Source organism: Salmonella bongori NCTC 12419, from assembly GCF_000252995.1.
Taxonomy (GTDB): domain Bacteria; phylum Pseudomonadota; class Gammaproteobacteria; order Enterobacterales; family Enterobacteriaceae; genus Salmonella; species Salmonella bongori.
Genome location: NC_015761.1, coordinates 3,718,627 through 3,736,794 on the forward strand (window position 1 = coordinate 3,718,627; position 18,168 = coordinate 3,736,794).

At 53.7% G+C, this 18,168-nt stretch carries 14 protein-coding genes; 6 read left to right on the forward strand and 8 right to left on the reverse strand.

All coding sequences use genetic code 11. From position 1 onward, the window contains the following. The first annotated feature begins 68 nt into the window (after positions 1-68). A complete protein-coding gene (gene torS, locus SBG_RS17600) occupies positions 69-2,813 on the forward strand; it encodes a TMAO reductase system sensor histidine kinase/response regulator TorS (RefSeq protein WP_000106934.1) in 2,745 nt (914 codons plus the stop codon). 110 nt (positions 2,814-2,923) lie between these two features. Here the strand turns inward: torS and SBG_RS17605 are convergent, their stop codons facing one another. The 8 genes from SBG_RS17605 to dnaA form a co-directional block, all read right to left on the reverse strand. After that, complete coding sequence (locus SBG_RS17605) at positions 2,924-4,051, reverse strand: DUF4056 domain-containing protein (protein WP_001259272.1); 1,128 nt, start codon at positions 4,049-4,051, stop codon at positions 2,924-2,926. Then, positions 4,048-5,187, reverse strand: coding sequence for a BamA/TamA family outer membrane protein (locus tag SBG_RS17610; RefSeq protein WP_001078026.1), 1,140 nt, complete (start codon positions 5,185-5,187; stop codon positions 4,048-4,050). Before SBG_RS17610 ends, SBG_RS17605 begins: the two co-directional genes overlap by 4 nt. Then, positions 5,184-6,206 (reverse strand): hypothetical protein, encoded by a 1,023-nt coding sequence (locus tag SBG_RS17615; protein ID WP_000747402.1) that lies wholly within the window; start codon positions 6,204-6,206, stop codon positions 5,184-5,186. Before SBG_RS17615 ends, SBG_RS17610 begins: the two co-directional genes overlap by 4 nt. A 201-nt stretch (positions 6,207-6,407) precedes the next feature. Further along, positions 6,408-7,220, reverse strand: coding sequence for a sugar-phosphatase (gene yidA, locus SBG_RS17620; RefSeq protein WP_000985569.1), 813 nt, complete (start codon positions 7,218-7,220; stop codon positions 6,408-6,410). A 162-nt stretch (positions 7,221-7,382) separates the two neighbouring features. Further along, a complete protein-coding gene (gyrB, locus tag SBG_RS17625) occupies positions 7,383-9,797 on the reverse strand; it encodes a DNA topoisomerase (ATP-hydrolyzing) subunit B (protein ID WP_000072048.1) in 2,415 nt (804 codons plus the stop codon). A gap of 28 nt (positions 9,798-9,825) precedes the next feature. Further along, positions 9,826-10,899 carry a DNA replication/repair protein RecF gene (gene recF / locus SBG_RS17630; RefSeq protein WP_000060087.1) on the reverse strand — a complete coding sequence of 358 codons (1,074 nt, stop codon included), beginning with the start codon at positions 10,897-10,899 and terminating at the stop codon, positions 9,826-9,828. 147 nt (positions 10,900-11,046) lie between these two features. Next, positions 11,047-12,147, reverse strand: coding sequence for a DNA polymerase III subunit beta (gene dnaN / locus SBG_RS17635; RefSeq protein ID WP_000673474.1), 1,101 nt, complete (start codon positions 12,145-12,147; stop codon positions 11,047-11,049). A 4-nt stretch (positions 12,148-12,151) separates the two neighbouring features. Next, on the reverse strand, positions 12,152-13,552 hold the full coding sequence (dnaA, locus tag SBG_RS17640; RefSeq protein WP_000059091.1) for a chromosomal replication initiator protein DnaA: 1,401 nt from the start codon (positions 13,550-13,552) through the stop codon (positions 12,152-12,154). 661 nt (positions 13,553-14,213) lie between these two features. On the opposite strand from dnaA, the gene rpmH reads away from it, so the two are divergent. The 5 genes from rpmH (at position 14,214) to mnmE (ending at position 18,106) form a co-directional block, all read left to right on the forward strand. Next, on the forward strand, positions 14,214-14,354 hold the full coding sequence (gene rpmH / locus SBG_RS17645; protein WP_000831330.1) for a 50S ribosomal protein L34: 141 nt from the start codon (positions 14,214-14,216) through the stop codon (positions 14,352-14,354). Positions 14,355-14,370: 16 nt separating this feature from the next. Next, positions 14,371-14,730 carry a ribonuclease P protein component gene (rnpA, locus tag SBG_RS17650; RefSeq protein ID WP_000239724.1) on the forward strand — a complete coding sequence of 120 codons (360 nt, stop codon included), beginning with the start codon at positions 14,371-14,373 and terminating at the stop codon, positions 14,728-14,730. Further along, complete coding sequence (gene yidD / locus SBG_RS17655; protein WP_001307474.1) at positions 14,694-14,951, forward strand: membrane protein insertion efficiency factor YidD; 258 nt, start codon at positions 14,694-14,696, stop codon at positions 14,949-14,951. The genes rnpA and yidD overlap by 37 nt, the downstream gene beginning before the upstream one ends. Positions 14,952-14,953: 2 nt before the next feature. Next, positions 14,954-16,600: a membrane protein insertase YidC gene (yidC, locus tag SBG_RS17660; protein ID WP_000378273.1), complete on the forward strand. Its 1,647-nt coding sequence runs from the start codon at positions 14,954-14,956 to the stop codon at positions 16,598-16,600. A gap of 141 nt (positions 16,601-16,741) precedes the next feature. Beyond that, complete coding sequence (gene mnmE / locus SBG_RS17665) at positions 16,742-18,106, forward strand: tRNA uridine-5-carboxymethylaminomethyl(34) synthesis GTPase MnmE (protein WP_000019087.1); 1,365 nt, start codon at positions 16,742-16,744, stop codon at positions 18,104-18,106. Positions 18,107-18,168 lie beyond the last annotated feature (62 nt).

The following is an 18,168-nucleotide window of genomic DNA, read 5'->3' on the forward strand; positions in this document are numbered from 1 at the left end:
CATCAACAAGGTTTTATCCTAATGGTTTTCCTTACGGCAACTCAACCCATTTCACCTGCGGCGCATAAATGTCAACGCCTTCACTAACCCGCAGATTATGGCTGGCTTTTGCCCTGATGGCGGCGCTCAACCTGCTCAGTACCGTGATTGGCTGGATAGGCCTGCGCGTCATTAGTCAGGTGGAGCAAACCAATACGCAGGCACTAATCCCGACGATGAATATGGCCAGACAGTTAAGCGAAGCCAGCGCTTATGCGCTTTTTTCCGCACAAAATCTGACCAATGCCGATAGCAAGGGCGTCTGGCTTGCCCAGGGGAAGATGCTGAAAGCGCAAAGCCTTAAAATTAACCATCTTTTGCAGGCATTAAGCGAGCAGGGGTTTAATACCTCGGCCATCGCCCGGCAAGAAAAAGAGATTGCGCAAACGCTTGGACAACAGGGAACACTGGTCGGCGAAATTCTCACGTTGCGCACGCAGCAACAGCAGCTAAGCCGCCAGATTGCGGAGGCGGCGGAAAATATTGCCGCTCAGGCCCACGGCCAGGCTAATAATGCGGCGACATCCGCAGGCGCCACCCAGGCCGGTATTTACGATCTGATTGAAAGCAATAAAGGGGACCTGGCTGAGCGCGCGCTTGACCGGTTAATTGATATCGACCTTGAATATGTGAATCAGATGAATGAGTTGCGGGTTAATGCCCTGCGGTTTAAGCAGCTTATTGTGACCTTAAAAGATGCGCAAGGGTTGAGCGATGCCGATAAAACCGATGAAAAACTTAATCAGCTGGTTAAAATTTTATCCCGTCGCCAACAACGTATAGAAGATCCTACCGTTCGCGCTCAAATCGGCGACGCCCTGGCGCAAATAAGCCAGTACACCACACTGGTTTCTCTGTTCCGCAAGGAAAACGCGATCCGTGGCCAGCTTCAAACGCTAATGGAAAACAACCTCTTCCAGTTTACCCGCTTCAGTACGGAAGTATCGCAACTGGTCAATGCCATCGAAAAACGTAATGAGGCTGGGTTAGCGCGCCTTAAACATGCCAGCCAGAGGGGGCAAATAGGGTTAATAATTTTAGGCATTCTGGCGCTGTGCTCATTAAGTTTTATCCTTTGGCGAGTGGTTTACCGTTCCGTATCCCGCCCGCTGGCCCAACAAACGCAGGCCCTGCAGAAACTTCTGGAGGGCGATATCGACTCGTCGTTCCCGGAAGCGGCTGGCGTCAGCGAACTTGATACCATCAGTCGCCTGATGGAGGCATTTCGCGCTAATGTACGCAAACTGGACCATCATCGTGAAGATCTGGCGGAACAGGTACGGTCGCAAACGGCGGAGCTTCATGCGCTGGTGCTGGAACACCGGCAAGCACGTGCCGAAGCGGAAAAGGCCAACAAAGCGAAATCGACGTTCCTTGCCGCAATGAGCCATGAAATTCGCACGCCGCTTTACGGCATCCTTGGTACGGTGCAATTGCTGGCCGATAAGCCGCTTATGGCAAACTACCGTGACGATTTACAGGCCATTAATGATTCAGGTGAGTCGCTACTGGCGATCCTTAACGATATCCTTGATTACTCGGCGATTGAAGTGGGCGGGACCAATGTCTCCATCAGCGAGGAGCCGTTTGAACCGAGACAACTGTTGCATAGCGCCCTGCATTTAATGCACAGTCGCGTTCATCCTCAGACCGTGGAGTTAATCGCCGACGTTAGCGACCAGCTACCCTCAACGCTACAAGGCGATCCGCGCCGGATACGCCAGATTGTGATAAACCTTTTAAGTAACGCCGCGAAATTTACCGATCGCGGCAACATTGTGCTGCGCACGTTTTGCAATGCGCAGAACTGGTTCATTGAGGTTGAAGATACCGGATGCGGTATCCCTGAAGCGAAGCTGATGGATATTTTTAAACCGTTTGTTCAGGCGACAGGACGCCGGGGCGGGACGGGACTGGGACTGGCGATTAGCGCCAGCCTGGCGCAAGCGATGGGCGGGACGCTAACCGTCACCAGTACGCTTCATATTGGCAGTTGTTTTCGTTTACAACTGCCGATTCACCACCCCAGGCCCGCGAACAACAATGTGTTCAGGGAAGCGATAAATCTTAACGGGTTACGCCTGTTGCTGATTGAAGACAACGCTCTGACGCAGCGTATCACCACCGAAATGCTTACGGACAAAGGCGTAACCGTCGCGCTTGCTGAAAGCGCGACCAGCGCGCTACGCTGTTTAGCCGAAGGCAAGACCTTTGACGTTGCGTTGGTGGATTTCGATTTACCGGACTATGACGGCTTAACCCTGGCGCAGCAGTTGATGAGTCAGTATCCCGCCATGAAACGCATTGGTTTTAGCGCGCATGTGATAGACGATAATCTTCGTCAGCGTACCGCTGGTCTTTTCTGCGGGATCATTCAAAAGCCCGTTCCCCGCGAGGAGCTTTACCGCATGATAGCGCATTATTTACAGGGCAAATCTCACCACGCGCAGGCGATGCTGAACGAACATCAGCTTACCGGCGATATGGCGGCTGTCGGCCCGGAAAAACTCCGGCAATGGGTCGCGTTATTCAAAGAAAGCGCGCTGCCTTTAGTCGGGGAGATCGAGGCGGCGCGCGCCATAAATGACGACATTAACATTAAGCGGCTGGCGCATAAGTTAAAAAGTAGCTGCGCCAGTCTGGGGATGACGCAGGCAACCGAAGCCTGTCGGGAGCTGGAAATACAGCCATTTAGCGGTATTGATATCCGCACTGTCGTAATGCAGGGACTGACGGCGCTTGACGCATGGATAGCCGGTCATCCTTCGCCATAATGGCTTCCGGCTCGCCAAACGACGCGTTTCACATCGCCAGTTATCACGGTATAAAACAGTACGTCGAGGATGGAAGAGGGGAATAGCCTACGACTACCGCTACTGCCTGTTTAATGATTCTGTGTTTTTTCGTCCTGTAGCCGCGCCTGCTCCGCCAGGGCGGCAAAATCTTTTTCGCTGTAATAGTGCGCGGGAGGCGGTAGCTGCGCCATATCCTCGCTGGGCCACAATTGTAGTTGCGCCAGCGTGCTAAGCGGGATACCGCGCCAGCGATGGGGCAAGCTCAGCGGCAATAGCGGCGTTATCTCGCCAGGAACCGCGGTCGGCAGGCGGTTATCCCCCATCTGATAATTACGATGCAGCACCAGATATTTTTCTGGTACGCGCCGCTGGCTGTTCCACCAACGGCCATCAAGCATATCAAAGTGAAAACGGGTGATCTGCGCCGGCTGCGCTGCCAGCTGCGTCAGCGCTTGCCGCAGTGCCGTTTCCATCGCCGTGTTGTACATCTCTTGCGTTTTCGTCTGGCCGCCGACAATTAAAGATGCCGCCAGACGGGCTCCTGCGAGGTTAGAATAGAGATCTTCCGGCGAAAAGGCCGATACTCCCTCAGAAAATCCGCGAACGGACTCGAAACCGTACCATTGGGCGATTTCGTGCCACTCCGCCACCTGGAACGCCAGATGCGCCGACAGCCAGGCGGCCAGCGTGTAACGCTCGCGTGCATCGACCGGAGGGATAAAAGCAGTAAAGACCAGACGCCGTTCGGCCAGTTCCTCGCCCAGATTCAGGGTAAAAGCCTGCCCCAACTTTGGTAGTAGTTGGCTGAAAATATACACTGTCATATCAGCGGTATCCCGCACATGTGCGGTGTCGATGAATCCGCCACGCAAGGTATACACAATACCGTTATTCTCACCGCTAAGGCCGGTAAGGTTTGCCACGCCCGAATACAGATGGTCGTTGTACTGATGATGCCCCAGCGAATCCACCGTCACGACGTTATTTAACTCATAGAACGGAACCGGCAGTCCCAACAGCTCGGCATGCAGGTCGTAACCAAAAGCGCAACACGGACGCAACCCCTTTGGCAGCGGCTGCGGCGGCATCGTCGGCCAGGCCTCACTGGCAGCAGGCATTGGGGGAGTGGACAGATAGAGCGTCAGTGGTACGGCGGCGCGGGCGCTCTCCGTCAGAAACAGCAGCGCCAGAAAAATAACCCGAACGATGGTCCTCAAAATGCTTCTCCTACCTGAAAATAAAAACCGCTGCTGCCTTTGCCCACGCCGTAATCCAGCCGCACGTTGACGCGCGGCTTGAACTCAAAGCGATAGCCCCCGCCCGCAGAAGGCAGCCATCGCCCGTCATCCAGATGGTGCAAAGACGATCCCATGGTGCCCGCTCCCACCCAACCGACAACGCCATGCCGCCAGCTCAACTTATGGCGATATTCCAGTTGGCCGCTGATGGCGTTTTTATCGCGATAGCGCCCTTCATAATAGCCGCGCATACGATGGTTGCTGCCCAGCAGCGGCAGCATATTCCACGGCACGTCGCCCTGGGTAAAGGCGCCGTCAGCTTCCCAGGCCAGCACATCTTTATCATCAACGGCGTGGTATTGACTGTAGTGCAACTGGTATTCATCAAACCGCGTATCGCTACCGACGTCCGGCGCAAAGTGGGTATAGCGAAGGGTGGCATACTGTCCTTTACGTGGGTTAGGCATAAAATCACGGTCATCCCAACTCATTTCAACGCTACCGCCGTTACTCAGTGAAGAACTGCCCTGCGCTGTATGTTGAATTCTGGGCAAATCGTCCTCATCGATTTGCGCGGCGTGCTGTACATCCAGCGTCCAGCCAACACCAAGATAGATATTGTTGACCAGCCGAAGATACACCATGGGTTGCAGATCCAGCACCTGCGCGGTATAGGCCTGCTTATGACTGTCTTTATCACCAGCAGCAAAGCCTTGTCCCCAATAGTACGTGGGCGTGTCGCTCAATGCGCCAGTGAGGAAGAAACGCCAGCGATCTTGCGCGAAAAAGGCGTAATTTTGCAGGCTTACGCCGAAAGCCCCCGTAGAGCTAAAATAGCCGCTCAGCGACAGCGTGGATACCTGGCTAACATTATCGGCAGGATCGGGGCGATACATACCGACAATAGCGGTACCGATGCCCAGCCCCAGTTCAGGGGTATAAAATGGCCCGGGCATTACTCCCCAATTGACGCCTTTGGCGGCATCGTAAGTATCGCTATCCCCCATTTGCTGTAGCCAGCCGTCCACCTGACTGCGGCTGGGCAGCGCCGCCTGCGCCACGCCGGACAGCACACCGGCGACGCAAAGCAACAGCCGGCAATGGCAGCGGTTCAAAAGCGGTACTCACCGGCCACAAAGAAGCTATTGCGCTCAGCAAAGCCAAACTCAGTGGTGATATTGAAATGGCGGGTTATTTCATACTGGGCGCCCAGCAGCACGTTCCACGGTGATTGCAGATGTTGTTTGACGTCAAAGCGGCCATTATTGTTATAGTTAGCCATATGCACCAGCCTTTGTAGCGTCGCTGACGGCATGGTCAGGTCGTTGAGGCTGCCTTTAAATTCCTGCTGCACATCCTGATACATGCTACCGACCCAAACGTTTAGCTTGCCCGACGGCAGATGCATCTTATCTATACCCGGGGTGGTAAAACGGTATCCAACGCGAGGTGAGACGGTAAAGGCGTCAATGCTGCCATCAAGAATATCGAACTGGGTCTGGGTGTAGTTAGCATCAACAGCGGTAAACCAGTTACCTACGCCGCCAACCAGCGTGGTGCCGATACCATAGGTAGTGCCTTTAAAGTCGAGTTTAAACTTGAGGTTTTGCAGATCGGTGGGATGAAAAACGTGACCATTTTTCGCCATCAACCCAACACCAATTTGCGAAACAGAATGACCATCGGTATAACCCACCAGGCCGTACACATTCATAAACGGCAGCAGCCAGGCATCCAGCTTGACCGTTTCGGTCTTGCTCTTTTCACGGGTATGACCGACATTAATTTTAAAAGCGTTATCTAATGGAATACCCCCATTGGGGCCTAAAGCCAGACCATTAAAGTTGATGCTATCAACGTTAATATTCTGCCCAATATTCATGTAGTTGATATTGAGGCCAAACGGCTCGGGAAGCTCATAGCCACGCTTTCGGGCTTCATCCCCCAGAAAAGGCAACACGGAGGTACTGGCAGGCTTTGCAACCATCGTTGTCGCGACTGGCGGTATGGCAGCAGATGGGGCGTCATCCTGATAGCTATAAACAGGCCACAGGTTCGCCGGGGGGCTGGTGGCCGCCCAGGTAGAAAAAGCCATAGCGGGCAGCGCCAGCAGCAAAAGGGAGCGTTTTTTCATAATAATGAAGCGTTTATTCTGGCGAGAAGCGCCGCCGGATCGAAAGGAGGAGGGAGAATATAGCAACCGTCGCCTGGCGGGAGGGATTTCTGTGCGGATTAATCTTTTGAAATAAAAAACTATTTTCTACAACGTCTTTGTTGCAAGGCATTGAGTTCATTAGTGGAATAATCGGCCCGACGGCGATCGGGCCGGAGTGAATCAGGGCAGAACATATTGTTCAATCGCCCAGGCAACGCCATCTTCAAGGTTCGATTTAGTCACAAAGTTAGCCACCTCTTTCACCGATGGAATGGCGTTATCCATTGCCACGCCCATATCGGCGTATTCGATCATCGCAATGTCGTTTTCCTGATCGCCAATCGCCATCACCTCCTCTGGCTTAATACCCAGCGCCTCGGCCAGCGATTTTACGCCGGTGCCTTTATTGACCCGTTTATCGAGAATTTCGAGGAAGTACGGCGCACTTTTCAGCACGGTATACTTTTCCTTCACCTCTGCCGGTATACGCGCAATCGCCCGGTCGAGAACGGCAGGCTCATCGATCATCATAACTTTCAGGAACTGGGTGTTCGGATCCATCTTCTCCGCTTCACAAAATACCAGCGGAATAGTCGCCACATACGACTCATGCACCGTGTAGTAGCTGATATCGCGGTTAGCGGTATAAAGCGTATTTCGGTCTAATGCGTGGAAGTGAGAACCCACCTCACGGGACAGTTTTTCCAGGTAACGGTAGTCATCATAGCTGAGCGCCGTTTGCGCAACCGTACTGCCGTCCCCCGCTTTCTGCACCAGAGCCCCGTTATAGGTAATGCAGTAATCGCCGGGCTGTTCCATATGAAGTTCTTTCAGGTAACTGTGCACACCCGCATACGGACGCCCGGTGGTCAGCACTACATTTACCCCTTTTTCACGCGCGGCGGCAATCGCGTTTTTAACCGCCGGAGAAATGGTGTGATCGGGTAGCAGAAGGGTGCCATCCATATCGATAGCGATGAGTTTAATAGCCATGAAATCCCCGCATTAAATGAGTCCTGACTCATGCTAACGCGATTCGGCACAAAAAACAGTATGAAAAGAGGGATGGGAAGGGGAAACATGTTTCCCCTTTTGCTATGACATAACGGTAAATTGCCGGATGGCGGCTAACGCCTTATCTGGCCTATAAGCTGATTAAATATCAATGTTCGCCGCTTTCAGGGCGTTTTCTTCAATGAACGCACGACGTGGTTCGACAGCATCGCCCATCAGGGTGGTAAACAACTGGTCAGCGGCAATCGCATCTTTCACCGTCACGCGCAGCATACGGCGGCTTTCCGGGTCCATGGTAGTTTCCCACAGCTGATCCGGGTTCATTTCACCCAGACCTTTATAACGCTGGATAGCCAGGCCGCGACGCGACTCTTTCACCAGCCACTCCAGCGCCTGCTCAAAGCTGGTTACCGGCTGACGACGCTCGCCGCGTTCGATAAACGCGTCTTCTTCGATCAGACCGCGCAGTTTCTCACCCAGGGTGCAGATACGACGGTATTCTGCGCCAGTGACAAACTCATGATCCAGAGGATAATCGGTATCCACGCCGTGCGTACGCACGCGAACGATAGGCTCGAACAGATTCTGTTCCTCATTCACATGAACATCAAACTTCCACATGCTGCCGTGCTGCTCTTTCTCGTTCAGCTCGGTGATCAGCGCGTTCACCCAACGGGTTACCGTCTGCTCGTTGGAAAGATCGGCTTCGGTCAGCGTTGGCTGATATACCAGTTCTTTTAGCAGCGCTTTCGGGAAACGGCGCTCCATACGACCAATCATTTTCTGCGTCGCATTATACTCAGAGACCAGCTTCTCTAACGCTTCGCCCGCTAATGCTGGCGCACTGGCGTTGGTATGTAGCGTTGCCCCATCAAGCGCGATAGCGATCTGGTATTGATCCATGGCTTCATCGTCTTTGATGTACTGTTCCTGCTTGCCTTTCTTCACTTTGTACAGCGGCGGCTGAGCAATGTAGACATGACCACGTTCAACGATTTCTGGCATCTGACGGTAGAAGAAGGTCAACAGCAGGGTGCGAATGTGCGAGCCGTCGACGTCCGCATCGGTCATGATGATGATGCTGTGATAGCGCAGTTTATCCGGGTTGTACTCGTCACGGCCAATACCGCAGCCCAACGCGGTGATAAGTGTTGCCACTTCCTGTGAGGAGAGCATCTTATCGAAGCGCGCTTTCTCAACGTTGAGGATTTTCCCTTTCAACGGCAGAATTGCCTGGTTCTTGCGGTTACGTCCCTGCTTCGCAGATCCGCCCGCCGAGTCCCCTTCCACAAGGTACAGTTCGGACAGCGCCGGGTCACGTTCCTGACAGTCCGCCAGTTTGCCCGGCAGACCGGCTAAGTCCAGCGCGCCTTTACGACGGGTCATTTCACGGGCACGACGCGCCGCTTCACGGGCACGTGCCGCATCAATAATTTTACCGACCACGATTTTCGCGTCTGACGGGTTTTCCAGCAGGTATTCGCTCAGCAGTTCGTTCATCTGCTGTTCTACCGCCGATTTCACCTCAGAAGAGACCAGCTTGTCTTTGGTCTGCGAGGAGAATTTCGGGTCCGGCACCTTCACGGAGACCACGGCAATCAGGCCTTCACGGGCATCGTCGCCAGTGGCGCTGACTTTGGCTTTTTTGCTGTAGCCTTCTTTGTCCATGTAGGCGTTCAGAGTACGGGTCATCGCCGCACGGAAGCCAGCCAGGTGTGTACCACCGTCACGCTGCGGGATGTTGTTGGTAAAGCAGTAAATGTTTTCCTGGAAACCGTCGTTCCATTGCAGTGCGACTTCAACACCGATACCGTCTTTTTCGGTAGAAAAATAGAAGATATTCGGGTGGATCGGCGTTTTGTTCTTGTTGAGGTACTCAACAAACGCCTTGATGCCGCCTTCATAATGGAAATGGTCTTCTTTACCGTCGCGCTTGTCGCGCAGGCGGATAGAGACGCCGGAATTCAGGAACGACAGTTCCCGCAGGCGTTTTGCCAGGATCTCGTATTCAAACTCGGTGACATTTGTGAAAGTTTCCAGGCTCGGCCAGAAACGCACCATCGTCCCGGTTTTATCAGTATCGCCAGTCACAGCAAGCGGTGCTTGCGGAACACCGTGCTCGTAGATCTGACGATGAATTTTGCCATCCCGCTGGATAACCAGTTCCAGTTTTTGCGACAGGGCGTTGACTACCGAGACACCTACGCCGTGCAGACCTCCGGACACTTTATAGGAGTTATCGTCAAATTTACCGCCCGCATGCAGAACCGTCATGATGACTTCTGCCGCCGATACGCCCTCTTCCGGGTGGATCCCGGTCGGAATGCCACGGCCATCATCCGTTACGGACACGGAATTATCGGCATGAATGGTCACGACAATATCTTTACAGTGACCTGCGAGCGCTTCGTCGATAGCGTTATCTACCACCTCGAATACCATGTGGTGCAGACCGGTGCCGTCATCCGTGTCGCCGATATACATACCCGGGCGCTTACGCACCGCATCCAGTCCTTTCAGGACTTTGATACTGGAGGAGTCATAAGAATTCGACATCAACGTTTCTCGCTCATTTAATCTTGGGTTAATCTGTTATTTTACCTTTTTCTACGCTGAACATCTTCGAATTTTTGTCCGACATGTCCAGAACGTGTTCAGCGCTAATTGCGCTGACAAAGACCTGCGATTGCGTAGCTTTTAAGCGACTGGCCAGCAGTCCGCGACGCGCATCGTCAAGTTCAGAGGCAAAATCATCTATCAGGTAAAGGCAGCGCCGCCCGCTTTCGCGGGTAAGGAACTCGCCCTGCGCCAAACGTAAGGCGCACATTAACAACTTTAACTGCCCGCGCGACAGGGTATCCTCCACCGGTGCGCCGTCGGCGCGAATGCGGAAATCCGCTTTATGCGGCCCATGCGCGGTATAGGTCAACATACGATCACGCTCAAAACTGCGTTCGAGCACGTCCGCATAGTCCGTCTCTTTCTCCCAGCCGCGCTGAAAGGAGAAAGTCAGAGTGAACTCGGGTAAAAATTGCTGGCAGGTATCCGCCATGTCCTGGGCGATAGCGCTACTGTACTCCGCCCGCCAGGCGCTGATTTGTTCCGCCAGCGGGATGAGTTCTTTATCCCACGGACGCAGTTGTTCGTAACGGTTGACCTGACGCAGCGCGGCATTACGCTGCTTCAGTAGCCGTTTCAGGTTGCTCCAGGCGGTGAAAAACCCGGCTTCGTTATGAAAGCATCCCCAGTCAAGGAACGCTCTTCGGTATTTGGGGCCGCCATTGAGTAAAGTAAAGCCCTCCGGGGTAATCAGCTGCATCGGCATTAAATGCGCCAGCTCCGCCACTTTATGACCATCAGTGCCGTCGATACGCACTTTGCTATCGCCTTGCTTATCCTTGGTTAAGCCGATCGATGTCTCACGCTCCTCGCCCTGCAAGCGCCCATGAAGGACAAACGCGTCCTGCTCATGACGAATCACACGGCCAATTTGCAAGCTGCGAAACGCCCGGCCGTGACCGAGCGTATAGATGGCTTCCAGAACGCTGGTTTTGCCGCTGCCGTTAGCGCCAACCAGAAAATTAAAGCCGGGGGATAAAGTGAGATCCGCATTTTCTATGTTGCGGAAATCTTTAATTAAAAGGCGCGTCAGTGACATATCAGGGTTTCTTCGGGCCAGGGTGTAATCGGCGCAGCCAGTTTCAACGCGGACTGCGCGCAGACCCTGGAGCGTACACGAAGTACGTGGCAGGGGCGAGCACAGCCCAGGTTGAAAATGGCAAGTAAGATAGCCCGATATTTTTCACTACAGCCTCATGGGCATAACAACGTAGGCTGCGGATTGGGATGCCGCATCTTCAATCTGTACGCTCGAGACAGAGTCAGTCAGCATAATGCGTACGGTTTCGCACTTCAGCGCATTCAGCACATCCAGCACATAACTGACGTTGAAGCCTATCTCCATCTCCGTCCCGCCGTAGCTCACGTCCAGAATCTCTTCCGCCTCTTCCTGCTCCGGGTTATTGGCGGTGATTTTAAGCTGATTTTCACTCACATACAGTCGCACTCCGCGGAATTTCTCATTCGAGAGGATCGCCGCGCGGGCAAACGCCTGCTTGAGAATATCGCAGCCCGCTTCCAGATGCTTATCCGGGTTCTTCGGCAGAACGCGGCGGTAATCCGGGAATCGCCCATCTACCAGCTTGGAGGTAAAGATAAAATCCCCCACGTGCGCGCGGATATTGTTGCTACCAATCTGTACACGCAGTGGATTTTCACCGCCGTCAAGCATACGCATCAGTTCAATCACGCCTTTACGCGGTACGATCACTGAATGGCTCGGTAAAGAGGCCTCCAGCGGCATTGAACAGACCGCCAGACGGTGGCCGTCGGTCGCGACAGTGCGCAGTTCGCTTCCTTCCGTTTCAAACAACATACCGTTCAGGTAGTAGCGCACGTCCTGATGGGCCATCGAAAACTGGGTGGCCTCAATCAGGCGTTTCATCGTCGCCTGAGGCAGCGTGAATTCCACTTCGCTTTGCCAGTCATCCAGATTCGGGAAGTCTGCTGCCGGTAAGGTAGACAGCGAAAAGCGACTACGGCCAGAACGCACCAGCATCCGATCGCCCTCCAGCTGAACGGCGATTTCCGCCCCTTCCGGCAGGCCACGGCAGATATCAAAGAATTTCCGCGCCGGCACGGTCGTAGCGCCGGGTTCATGCGGCTGAGAAAGCGTAACGCGCGCGACCATCTCCATTTCAAGATCGGTGCCGGTCAGAGAAAGCGTACCGTCCGCTACCTGGAGAAGCAGGTTACCGAGAATCGGCAGCGTAGGACGTCCCCCCAGCGGGCCGCTGACCTGCTGAAGCGGTTTTAATAAATGTTCACGTTCAACGGTAAATTTCATAGGATCACGACGACAATGTTCTGATTAAATTAGAGAAATCTTCTTTGATATCGTGGCTTTCTTCACGCAGTTGCTCAATCTTGCGACAAGCATGAAGTACGGTAGTGTGATCGCGCCCGCCAAACGCATCGCCGATTTCCGGCAGACTGTGGTTGGTGAGCTCTTTTGCCAGCGCCATAGCCATCTGGCGCGGACGTGCTACCGAGCGAGATCGGCGCTTAGAAAGCAGATCCGCAATTTTAATTTTGTAATACTCCGCCACCGTCTTCTGAATATTGTCGATGGTGACCAGTTTTTCCTGCAACGCCAGTAAGTCGCGCAGCGCTTCGCGCACAAAGTCGATAGTTATCGCCCGGCCAGTAAAGTTGGCATTGGCAATAACGCGATTCAGCGCCCCTTCCAGCTCACGCACGTTAGAACGTAGACGTTTGGCAATAAAGAACGCTACCTCGCCTGGCAGACGAATATCGTTTTCGTCCGCTTTTTTCATCAGGATCGCCACACGAGTTTCCAGTTCAGGCGGCTCGATCGCCACCGTCAGTCCCCAGCCAAAGCGCGATTTCAGACGATCCTCAACGCCGTTGATCTCCTTAGGATAACGATCCGACGTCAAAATGATCTGCTGATTGCCTTCCAGCAAAGCGTTAAAGGTGTGGAAAAACTCTTCCTGCGATCGTTCTTTATTAGCGAAGAATTGGATATCGTCGATCAGTAACGCGTCAACGGAGCGGTAGTAGCGTTTAAACTCTTCAATAGCATTGTTTTGCAGGGCTTTTACCATATCCTGCACAAAGCGTTCAGAGTGCATATACACTACTTTGGCGTTGGGCTTGCGCGCCATAATGCCGTTGCCTACTGCATGCAACAGGTGGGTTTTACCCAGCCCGGTACCGCCATAGAGAAATAACGGGTTATAGGCGCCGCCAGGATTATCCGCCACCTGACGCGCCGCCGCGCGCGCCAGCTGGTTGGATTTACCCTCGACGAAATTATCAAACGTATGTTTAACGTTGACGTTGGAGCGGTAGGTTGGCTCAGCCGGCGCCGGCACGTTATCCCAGCCCGGACGGGCCGCAGGTGCTACACGCTGCGGCTGCGCCATTGCTGTCTGCGCGGGCGCGACAACATTATGCACAGGCGTTTTCAGGGTTTGCGTAACGGGCTTTGTTCCCACTTCAAAACGCAATTGTGGGGCATCCGCGCCGCAGAAGGAGTTAAGTAATCCATTAATATTATTAAGGTACTTATCCCTTACCCAATCGAGCACAAAACGGTTTGGCGCATACAAAGCCAGCGTGTTATCGCTCAGTTCCGCCTGCAACGGGCGTATCCACATACTGAATTCTGTGGCTGGTAACTCATCCTGCAATCGGGCAAGACACTGCTGCCAAAGCGAAAGTGACACGGCGGACTCCACTCGAACAAAAGTCGATAAATGACAAAGGCTGATACATTAATGATTGTTGGCGCGCGTCGATAAGACCCTGCATGAAGGGTGACGCACGAACCGCTGTCTGCGGTTTTCACGGGATCTTTCAAACGATCGCGACTTCACGTGCCCTGAAAGATTTCGTGTTCATGCCTGACCAGGATCGTTTGAAACGATCAGGACCGCGGATCATAGCCTAAACTGAGCAAGAGATCTTCTGTTTCTCACAGATTCTTCCCGATTTATCCACAGGATGATCCAAGAATGGATAAGTGTAATCGATCCTGGTGAACTCCTGTACGCTTTCGCGCGCATATTGAAAAAATTAATACGTAAAGGTGACCAGGCGCCTAAATGATCGCATAAAGATCCAGAGCGATCCTTGCGCTTTACCCGGCAGTCCGTATAATTCTCCACCCGTCGCGCAATGCCCGTCATATGGCGTCAACGCTGCTTATTTTCCGCACAAAAAGGCGTGGAAAATCGCGGGAAAATAAGGAAAGAGAATTGACTCCGGAGTGTACAATTATTACAATCCGGCCTCTTTAATCACCCACACTGTGGCGTAAGTCGTTCAAAGTTTGTTCGGGTATACGCAAAAGTCAGTGAATTTATTCAAGTTTAGGTAGAAATCGCCATGAAACGCACTTTTCAACCGTCTGTACTGAAGCGCAACCGTTCTCACGGCTTCCGTGCTCGTATGGCTACTAAAAATGGTCGTCAGGTTCTGGCACGTCGTCGTGCTAAAGGCCGCGCTCGTCTGACCGTTTCCAAGTAATAAAGCTAACCCCTGAGTGGTTAAGCTCGCATTTCCCAGGGAGTTACGTTTGTTAACTCCCGCTCATTTCACATTCGTCTTCCAGCAACCTCTACGGGCTGGCACGCCGCAAATCACCATCCTCGGCCGCCTGAATTCGCTGGGGCATCCCCGTATCGGTCTTACCGTCGCCAAGAAAAACGTTCGACGCGCCCATGAACGCAACCGGATTAAACGTCTGACGCGTGAAAGCTTCCGTCTGCGCCAGCATGAGCTTCCTGCAATGGATTTCGTGGTGGTGGCGAAAAAAGGGGTTGCCGACCTCGATAACCGTGCTCTCTCGGAAGCGTTGGAAAAATTATGGCGCCGCCACTGTCGCCTGGCTCGCGGGTCCTGATAGCCCTTATTCGGGTCTATCAACGCCTGATCAGTCCGCTGCTTGGGCCGCATTGTCGTTTCACGCCAACGTGTTCAAGCTACGGAATTGAGGCATTGCGCAGGTTTGGAGTGATAAAAGGCAGTTGGTTGACGGTGAAACGCGTATTAAAATGCCACCCTTTACACCCTGGTGGTGACGATCCCGTCCCGCCCGGACCATTTGATACCAGAGAACACTAACGATGGATTCGCAACGCAATCTTTTAGTCATCGCTTTGCTGTTCGTGTCTTTCATGATCTGGCAAGCCTGGGAGCAGGATAAAAATCCGCAACCTCAGACTCAACAGACCACGCAGACAACGACCACCGCAGCGGGTAGCGCCGCCGACCAGGGCGTACCAGCCAGTGGCCAGGGGAAACTGATTACGGTGAAAACCGATGTGCTTGATTTGACCATCAACACCCGTGGTGGTGATGTCGAACAAGCCTTGCTCCCGGCTTACCCGAAAGAACTGGGCTCCAGCGAACCGTTCCAGTTGCTGGAAACCACCCCGCAGTTTATCTATCAGGCCCAGAGCGGTTTAACCGGTCGCGACGGCCCGGATAACCCGGCGAACGGTCCGCGTCCACTGTACAACGTCGATAAAGATACGTTTGTACTGGCCGACGGTCAGAACGAACTGCAGGTTCCGATGACTTATACTGACGCTGCAGGCAACACGTTTACCAAAACGTTTGTCTTTAAGCGTGGCGATTATGCGGTTAACGTGAACTACAGCGTGCAGAACGCCAGCGAAAAACCGCTGGAAATCTCCACTTTTGGTCAGTTAAAGCAATCCGTCAATCTGCCGCCTCATCGCGACACTGGCAGCAGCAACTTTGCGCTGCATACCTTCCGCGGCGCGGCATACTCCACGCCGGATGAGAAGTATGAGAAATACAAATTCGACACCATTGCCGATAACGAAAACCTGAACGTCAGTTCTAAAGGCGGTTGGGTGGCAATGTTGCAGCAGTATTTCGCTACCGCATGGATTCCGCGTAACGACGGCACCAACAATTTCTACACCGCCAATCTGGGCAACGGCATTGTCGCTATCGGCTATAAAGCGCAGCCGGTACTGGTACAACCAGGCCAGACTGGCGCGATGACCAGCACCCTGTGGGTCGGCCCGGAAATTCAGGATAAAATGGCGGCAGTTGCACCGCACCTGGATTTGACCGTGGACTACGGCTGGTTGTGGTTCATCTCTCAGCCGCTGTTTAAACTGCTGAAGTGGATCCACAGTTTCGTAGGTAACTGGGGCTTCTCTATCATCATCATCACCTTTATCGTTCGCGGCATCATGTACCCGCTGACAAAAGCGCAGTACACCTCTATGGCGAAGATGCGTATGCTGCAGCCGAAGATTCAGGCAATGCGTGAGCGTTTGGGCGATGATAAACAGCGCCAAAGCCAGGAGATGATGGCCCTGTATAAAGCGGAGAAGGTTAACCCGCTGGGCGGCTGCTTCCCGCTGATCATCCAGATGCCTATCTTCCTGGCGTTGTACTACATGCTGATGGGCTCCATTGAACTGCGTCATGCGCCGTTCGCACTGTGGATTCATGACCTGTCCGCACAGGACCCGTACTACATCCTGCCGATCCTGATGGGCGTAACGATGTTCTTCATTCAGAAGATGTCGCCGACCACCGTGACCGACCCGATGCAGCAGAAGATCATGACCTTTATGCCGGTCATCTTTACGGTGTTCTTCCTGTGGTTCCCGTCAGGTCTGGTGCTGTACTATATCGTCAGTAACCTGGTAACCATCATTCAGCAGCAACTGATTTACCGTGGTCTGGAGAAGCGTGGCCTGCATAGCCGCGAGAAGAAAAACTCCTGATTCGGTGTAGGCCGGATAAGGCGAAGCCGCCATCCGGCAAGGCGCGCCGGTCAGCCTGATGGCGCTAACGCTTATCAGGCCTACAATCAAAAGGCGGTCATGTGACCGCCTTTTTTTATTGCAACAAAGTTGAGACTAACCATGAGCCATAACGACACTATCGTCGCCCAGGCAACCCCACCGGGACGCGGTGGCGTCGGTATCCTGCGTATTTCCGGTTTGAACGCTAAAGAAGTCGCTCAGGCAGTGTTGGGCAAGCTGCCTAAACCGCGTTATGCCGACTATCTGCCGTTTAACGATGCCGATGGCACCACGCTGGATCAGGGGATCGCACTGTGGTTTCCCGGTCCCCATTCCTTCACTGGCGAAGACGTACTGGAGTTGCAGGGGCACGGTGGCCCGGTCATTCTTGACCTGCTGTTAAAACGTATTCTGACGATCCCAGGCGTGCGGATTGCCCGACCGGGCGAGTTCTCTGAGCGAGCGTTCCTCAACGATAAACTCGATTTAGCCCAGGCAGAGGCGATTGCCGACCTGATCGACGCCAGCTCTGAACAAGCGGCGCGTTCGGCGTTAAACTCGCTGCAGGGCGCGTTTTCTTCACGGGTTAACCACCTTGTGGAAGCACTTACTCACCTGCGCATCTATGTGGAAGCAGCCATTGATTTTCCGGATGAGGAGATCGACTTTCTCTCTGACGGCAAAATCGAAGCACAGCTTAATAGCGTAATAGCCGATCTTGATGCCGTCCGCGCCGAAGCGCGTCAGGGCAGCCTGCTGCGTGAAGGGATGAAAGTGGTAATTGCCGGACGCCCGAATGCCGGGAAATCCAGCCTGCTCAACGCACTGGCGGGCCGTGAGGCGGCGATCGTCACCGATATAGCGGGTACGACCCGCGACGTTTTACGCGAGCATATTCATATCGACGGAATGCCGTTGCATATCATTGATACCGCCGGGCTGCGTGTCGCCAGCGATGAGGTGGAGCGCATCGGTATTGAGCGCGCCTGGCAGGAGATTGAGCAGGCCGATCGTGTACTGTTTATGGTAGATGGCACCACGACGGACGCCGTTGACCCTGCCGACATCTGGCCTGACTTTATTGCCCGTCTACCCGCTAAACTGCCGATCACTGTGGTGCGTAATAAGGCGGATATCACCGGTGAAACGTTGGGTATTAGTGAAGTAAATGGTCACTCACTGGTTCGTCTCTCCGCACGTACCGGCGAAGGCGTGGACGTACTGCGCAGTCACCTCAAGCAAAGCATGGGGTTTGAGACCAATATGGAAGGCGGCTTCCTGGCCCGCCGCCGTCACCTGCAGGCGCTGGCGGAAGCCGCAGAACATCTGCAGCAGGGCAAAGCGCAGCTACTGGGCGCCTGGGCTGGGGAACTTCTGGCGGAAGAGCTACGTTTAGCGCAACAAAGCTTAAGCGAAATCACCGGCGAGTTTACCTCCGATGACCTGTTGGGACGAATTTTCTCCAGCTTTTGTATCGGCAAATAACGTTGTGTTGCCCGGTGGCGCAATGCTTACCGGGCCTACAGAACCCGTAGGCCGGATAAGAC

Excerpts from the sequence above, each read along its gene's own strand:
- yidC (WP_000378273.1), top strand. The coding sequence starts at position 14,954 with ATGGATTCGCAACGCAATCTTTTAGTCATCGCTTTGCTGTTCGTGTCT.
- yidA (WP_000985569.1), bottom strand. The coding sequence starts at position 7,220 with ATGGCTATTAAACTCATCGCTATCGATATGGATGGCACCCTTCTGCTA.
- torS (WP_000106934.1), top strand. The coding sequence starts at position 69 with ATGTCAACGCCTTCACTAACCCGCAGATTATGGCTGGCTTTTGCCCTG.
- gyrB (WP_000072048.1), bottom strand. The coding sequence starts at position 9,797 with ATGTCGAATTCTTATGACTCCTCCAGTATCAAAGTCCTGAAAGGACTG.
- recF (WP_000060087.1), bottom strand. The coding sequence starts at position 10,899 with ATGTCACTGACGCGCCTTTTAATTAAAGATTTCCGCAACATAGAAAAT.
- rpmH (WP_000831330.1), top strand. The coding sequence starts at position 14,214 with ATGAAACGCACTTTTCAACCGTCTGTACTGAAGCGCAACCGTTCTCAC.
- yidD (WP_001307474.1), top strand. The coding sequence starts at position 14,694 with ATGGCGCCGCCACTGTCGCCTGGCTCGCGGGTCCTGATAGCCCTTATT.
- SBG_RS17615 (WP_000747402.1), bottom strand. The coding sequence starts at position 6,206 with ATGAAAAAACGCTCCCTTTTGCTGCTGGCGCTGCCCGCTATGGCTTTT.
- mnmE (WP_000019087.1), top strand. The coding sequence starts at position 16,742 with ATGAGCCATAACGACACTATCGTCGCCCAGGCAACCCCACCGGGACGC.
- dnaN (WP_000673474.1), bottom strand. The coding sequence starts at position 12,147 with ATGAAATTTACCGTTGAACGTGAACATTTATTAAAACCGCTTCAGCAG.